This is a genomic window from Slackia sp., assembly GCF_977041755.1.
Genome location: NZ_CDRRGL010000115.1, coordinates 1 through 5,615 on the forward strand (window position 1 = coordinate 1; position 5,615 = coordinate 5,615).

The 5,615-nt window shown below is 56.9% G+C and carries 3 protein-coding genes and 1 pseudogene; 2 read left to right on the top strand and 2 right to left on the bottom strand.

Annotated features, from left to right (window positions below; all coding sequences use genetic code 11):
- The coding region (locus ACWI8T_RS07790) for a molybdopterin-dependent oxidoreductase (protein WP_449138526.1) at window positions 1-695 on the bottom strand (695 nt) is incomplete at its 3' end.
- Window positions 696-974: 279 nt separating this feature from the next.
- On the opposite strand from ACWI8T_RS07790, the gene ACWI8T_RS07795 reads away from it, so the two are divergent.
- The gene (locus ACWI8T_RS07795; protein WP_449138527.1) at window positions 975-2,879 is read left to right on the top strand and encodes an ATP-binding protein; all 1,905 of its coding nucleotides are present in this window, start codon (window positions 975-977) and stop codon (window positions 2,877-2,879) included.
- Window positions 2,860-3,558: a response regulator transcription factor gene (locus ACWI8T_RS07800; RefSeq protein ID WP_449138528.1), complete on the top strand. Its 699-nt coding sequence runs from the start codon at window positions 2,860-2,862 to the stop codon at window positions 3,556-3,558. Before ACWI8T_RS07795 ends, ACWI8T_RS07800 begins: the two co-directional genes overlap by 20 nt.
- A 218-nt stretch (window positions 3,559-3,776) precedes the next feature.
- Here ACWI8T_RS07800 and ACWI8T_RS07805 read toward each other — a convergent pair.
- A pseudogene (locus ACWI8T_RS07805) lies at window positions 3,777-5,615 on the bottom strand (2-hydroxyacyl-CoA dehydratase); the annotation flags it as partial.

Sequence of the window (5,615 nt, forward strand, 5' to 3'; positions counted from 1 at the left end):
TGCTTGGAAATAGCGGGGTTGTTGCCCCAGGCGATGACGTAATTGCTCTTCTCGATTTGGTTGCGCGTGTCAAGGAAGCGCTGTCCGTAAATAGGCACTTCGGCGGCGCTGGTTCCAGCGCAGCACAGCGAGCCAACGGTCGTCGAGGCTCCGCCCAGGTGAGCGAAGAACGCCGACGCGATGGGGCCGTGCATTGCACCGAAGTTGCCCGATCCGGTTACATAGCAAATAGAATGAACGCCGTCGGTGTCGATTGCATCCTGGAACTTTTCCTGAATCAAATCGAAGGCTTCGGACCATTCGATTTCTTTGAATTCGCCAGACCCCTTGTCGCCAGTGCGGAGCAGAGGCTTGGTAAGACGATTGGGATCTTTCGTCATGAATCCGCGAGCGATGCCTCGGGCGCATGCTGCGCAATCATTGAGCTCGGAAGACTCAACTTTGGCGATTTTGCCGTCGATGACATATGCCTTCAGGTTGTGGTGCTGGCATTCTGGCGGGCAGGTTGAATAGAAAATTTGCGCGCCCTCGTATGGATCGGTTGCGGCTTCTTCCTGTTTGTCGGCCTTTTTGCCCCCTGTGCTTCCGCAGCCGACAAGACTTGTTGCAGCAACTGCACCAGCGGTAACGGCCGCAGTTCCCACGAACGCCCTGCGGGACAGAGCGGGCATGGCGGTTTCTGCATGCTCTTTCATATCTTTCCCCCTTTTTCCTTAAAGATTTGAAAGGATGCTTCATATTTTCATCATTACCCCTGGTTAACTCAATTGAACTGGCTGTAATATTTCATTAAGAAAATGCTCTAATTCTTAAGAAATTATTAACATCGAATCAATCGCAAACTCACTCTATTATTCAGGGATACTAGGCATGAAGATTATGCTTGCCAGCTGGCGAATGGGGGTTCGCGTTTGGCGCAAGGGGGATCAATGTCCGACCGATTGAACGAGCGAACGAGCGGAAAGCAAACCATAGTGAGGAATTTGAAGCTCGTGCCTGAAAAAGCAAGGGGTTCATCTCGTCGTCGCGGCTTACGCAGCAAAATGGCGATCATCGTAATCGTTCTTATCGTCATGCTCATGGGCGCCGATGCGTTGTGGAATTACAGCCTCCAGCGCACGCAGGCCGAGAACGAAGCTCGTGAAAAGGCCGAGGTGCTTGCTTCCGAGATGCGCGCCATGTGGGATTTTATCGACATGAACCAAGATGTCATCAACCGAGATGAGGATGGCAATTTCCGCACGAAAACGCTCGTGTGCGTAGTAGCTGCTAAGTCTGTGAGCACGTTGTTCACAAGCAACACCGACTACATTATTCGCTTCACAGGGGAAACTCCCCGGCAGAAAGCGAATGCGCCCGACGCCTTTGAACAGGAGGCCTTCGATGCGTTCCGCGCCGATTCGAGCCTCGCTTCGTATAGCGGTGTTCGAACCGACGAGGAAACGGGCCAGCGCGTGTTCCGCTATTCCGAACCGTTGTATGTGACTGAATCGTGCCTTGAGTGCCACGGTGAGCCAGCTGGAGAAATCGACCAGTATGGCTACCCGAAAGAGGGCATGAAGGTAGGCGACATTGGCGGCGCTATGTCCATTACCGAGCCTATGAGTATCTACGAAGAAGGCATTGCGACATCCGTCACGCAGCAGGCTCTTATGGTGCTTATCATGGTCGCGGTTGCTGGCCTTGGCATTTTCCTTGCGGCGAATCGCTTGTTGCTGCGCCCCATCGAGAGCCTCTCGCAGGCGGCGCATGATATCGAATCGGGCAATTTCGATTACAAGCTCGACACGTCGCCGCGCGTCGGAGGCGAAGACGAGCTATCCGAGTTCACGCGCGATTTCGACTCTATGGCGCGCCATCTTGAGCGCTTGTGCACCGACTTGAATAGCGAAGTGAAGAAGCAAACCGAAGAAACGCGTGTGCTCAACGATATGCTCATGTACCAGCAGCGTGAGTTGAAAAAGGCGGTCGATAAACTGCATGAGGAATCGGCTTATAAAAGCGAGTTTTTCGCCATCGTGAGCCACGAGCTGCGCACGCCGCTTACGTCGATTCTCGCCTTTGCGCGCTTGCTGCTCGAGAACTCGAACCTCGATGAAAAAACGCACGAATCCATTGCCGATATCGAGGCAAACGGAACGCTGCTTCTTAATTTGGTGAACAATATTCTCACTATTTCGAAGGCTGAAGCCAATCGCAACGAACTGCTTGTCGAGCCGGTCGACTTTGTTGACCTGCTTGGATTCATCAAGAAGACGCTCGATCCTATCGCCGCCAACAAGGACATCGCGCTTTCCGCAAAGGCCGATGCGAACGTGCCAATCTCTATGGCCGACTGGGAAAAGCTGCGTCGCGTGATTGAGAACCTCGCCGACAATGCCATCAAGTACACCCATCGCGGTGGTCGCGTTGACGTTCGCGCGACGTTCTTGGCGTCGCTCGACCCTCGAGCGTACGATGGTGGGGCGTTCGCAGGGGACGAAGGCGAGCTTGCGTACGGCGATGGCAGCAATGTCACCGTGCGTTCCGATTCCAAGGCGGGATTGGACTCTGCGCGTCACGATTGGGAAGTCCCCCTCCCCTGTTCTTCTGCCCCGCATGGCACTATTTGCGTCACGGTTGCAGACGATGGAATGGGTATTGACGAAAGCGATATTTCAGATATTTTCGAGTTGTATAAACAAGCTGGTCAATCGCCTAATCGTCGCTATCGCGGCACAGGTTTGGGCCTTGCCGTTGTGAAGGAATTGACAGAATTGCACGGCGGCGTGGCGACCGTCGAATCGCAGCGCAAGGTCGGCAGCACGTTCTGCGTGCGCATTCCTTATGTTCCCCTGCCGGACGAGGAGGAGGATTTCGATGAAGATTCTGCTTGCTGATGATGAGGTGAGCATTCAGAAGCTCATAAGCGGATTGCTTGAGGACGAGGGTCATGAATGCGTCTGCGTCGAAGATGGCGCTGATGCGCTCGAGGCGTTTGAGAACGGTTCGTTCGACCTTTTGATTCTTGACGTCATGATGCCGCGGATGGATGGGTTTGCCACTTGTCGCGAATTGCGCACCCGGGGCGTAACGGCTCCGGTGATTTTTCTTTCCGCAAAAGGCGATATCGTCGATAAAGGCATAGGGTTTGCTGCTGGCGGCGATGATTATATGACCAAGCCCTTCGACCCTCGCGAGCTGCTTATGCATATTGAGGCGCACCTGCGTCGCGCCCATATGGATGCTGCGCCCGCTAAGCCGGAGCCGAAAACGCTTGTGCTTGGCCGATTCGTGATAGACACTGCAAAGCACCAGGTCACCAAAGACGGAACGCCTATCAAACTCACGCCGAAAGAGTTCAAGATCCTGCTCGCGCTTGCCCGTACACCCGATACGGTGCTTTCGAAAGAACAGCTTATCGAAGACGCTTGGGGCGCCGAATTCGTCGGTGAAACGCAAAGCATTACGGTGTTCATAAAGAAGCTCCGCAATAAAATCGAAGACGACCCGAGCGACCCTCGCATAATTGAAACGGTATGGGGAATCGGGTATCGCCTGGTCGAAGGTGCTTGCTAGCAAGATATGGAGCTAACATGCTAGCAACCCGTTAAATGCTGTGGTGTTTAGCGGGTCTGCGGGAGCGTGGGCTCTGAGGCGAATGCAATGTCGGCAAAAGAATGGGTGGTCGAAAACATGTTTCGGCCACCCATTCGCGTTGGCTGCGTCTACCGAGAAAACCTGCTCAATGCTACGAGCATTGAGCAGGTCGGGGCGTGGAATACGCTCGCGCCTTCCTAGCCTAGCTTTTCTTCCTCGACCTCGAGTCCGCCGACTACTTCTTCGTCGGCGGGCTTGGCGAGGTTCGCGTTGCGCTCGGCGCGGGCGGCCTCTTCCTTTTCCTCGAGGTTCGCCTTCGCCACCGAAATCATGAGCTTGATGCGGTTGAGCTGGTTGACCTCAGACGCGCCCGGGTCGTAGTCGACGGCCACGATGTTGCTCTCGGGGTAGCGGCGGCGCAGCTCTTTGATCACAGCCTTGCCCACCACGTGGTTCGGCAGGCATGCGAATGGCTGCGTGCACACTACGTTTGGCGCGCCCGACACAATGAGCTCCACCATTTCGGCGGTGAGCAACCAGCCCTCGCCCATCGAGTTGCACAGGCTCAAAATCTCGCTTGCGTATTCGGCCAGCTCATAGATGTTCGCCGGCGGGTTGAAGCGCGTCGATGCTGCGAGCGCGTCGTTGACCGGTTTGCGGAACTTCGCGATGGCCGACAGTCCGATTTTGCCGCCAAGCGCGCCCTTGGCGGAACGGCCCAGCGGGTCTTTCTGGAAAATGCCGCCCGCGATGCCGAACAGGAAAAACTCGATGAGGCCAGGCACAACGGCCTCGCATCCCTCGCGCTCGATCACGTCGACGATTTGGTTGTTCGCCGTGGGGTGGAACTTCACCAGAATCTCGCCCACGACGCCGACGCGCGGCTTGGTGCCCTCGCCCTGCAGCGGCAGCGTGTCGAAGTCTTCCACGATCTGTTTCACGGTGCGCTTGAATTCCGAACGCTTCACGCCGCGCGCCAGCTGCGCCTTGCATTCGGCCATCCAGTGGTCGAACAGATGGTTGGCCGCGCCTGGCTCAATCTCGTAGGGGCGCGTGCGGTAGAGCGTCATCATGAGCAGGTCGCCGTAGCACAGCGCGTATACAGCCTGCAGCAGCATCTTCGGCGTGATTTTGAAGCCGGGGTTCACCTCGCCCAGGTCTTTGAACGAAAGCGCGATAACCGGAATATGGCCAAGGCCGGCGGCTTTGAGTGCTTTGCGGATGAGCGAGATGTAGTTGGTGGCGCGGCAGCCACCGCCGGTCTGCGTAATGAGCACGGCCAGCTTGTCGGTGTCGTAGCGCCCCGAGGTAACGGCTTCCATAATTTGGCCCGTGACCAGGATAGAAGGGTAGCAAATGTCGTTGTTCACGTATTTCAGGCCCGCGTCCACAGCGCCGTGGTCGACGCTCGGCAGCAAATCGACGTTGTAGCCGAAGCGCTTGAAAATGGGCACGAGCAGCTCGAAGTGGTACGGAGCCATCTGCGGGGCCAAAATCGTGTAGCCCGCTTCCTTCATTTCCTCGGTGAACTGCACGCGTTCGAACTCGGTTGAGGTTGCCTCGCGCTGTTTGAAGCGCTCGCGAGCTTCGGGCGCGGCTTTTTCCGTGAAGGTCGCCGGGGGCTCGATGGCCTGGGCTACGGCCTCAATGGCTGCGGCGTCGGCGGAACCGGCCGTCTGTTTGCTGGAGCCGGCGGCTTCGGCGGCTGCGACGCGCGTTTCGGCCTCGGCTAGAAGCTCTTTCACGTCGAGGCTGCACGCGGGGCATTCCTGCGCGGCGGCTTTGGCGTCGGCCTCTTCATCGGCCTGGTCTTTCAACGCTGCGAGCAGGCTGCGCACGCGAATGCGGGCGGCGCCCAGGTTGGAGACCTCGTCGATCTTAAGCACGGTGTAAATTTTGCCGGCGCTTTCCAGGATCTCTTGCACCTGGTCGGTGGTGAGCGCGTCCAGGCCGCAGCCGAAGCTGTTTAGCTGAATAAGATCGAGGTCGCGGCGTTCGGCGGCAACCTTCGCGGCGGCGTAGAGGCGCGTGTGATA

Excerpts from the sequence above, each read along its gene's own strand:
- ACWI8T_RS07800 (WP_449138528.1), top strand. The coding sequence starts at position 2,860 with ATGAAGATTCTGCTTGCTGATGATGAGGTGAGCATTCAGAAGCTCATA.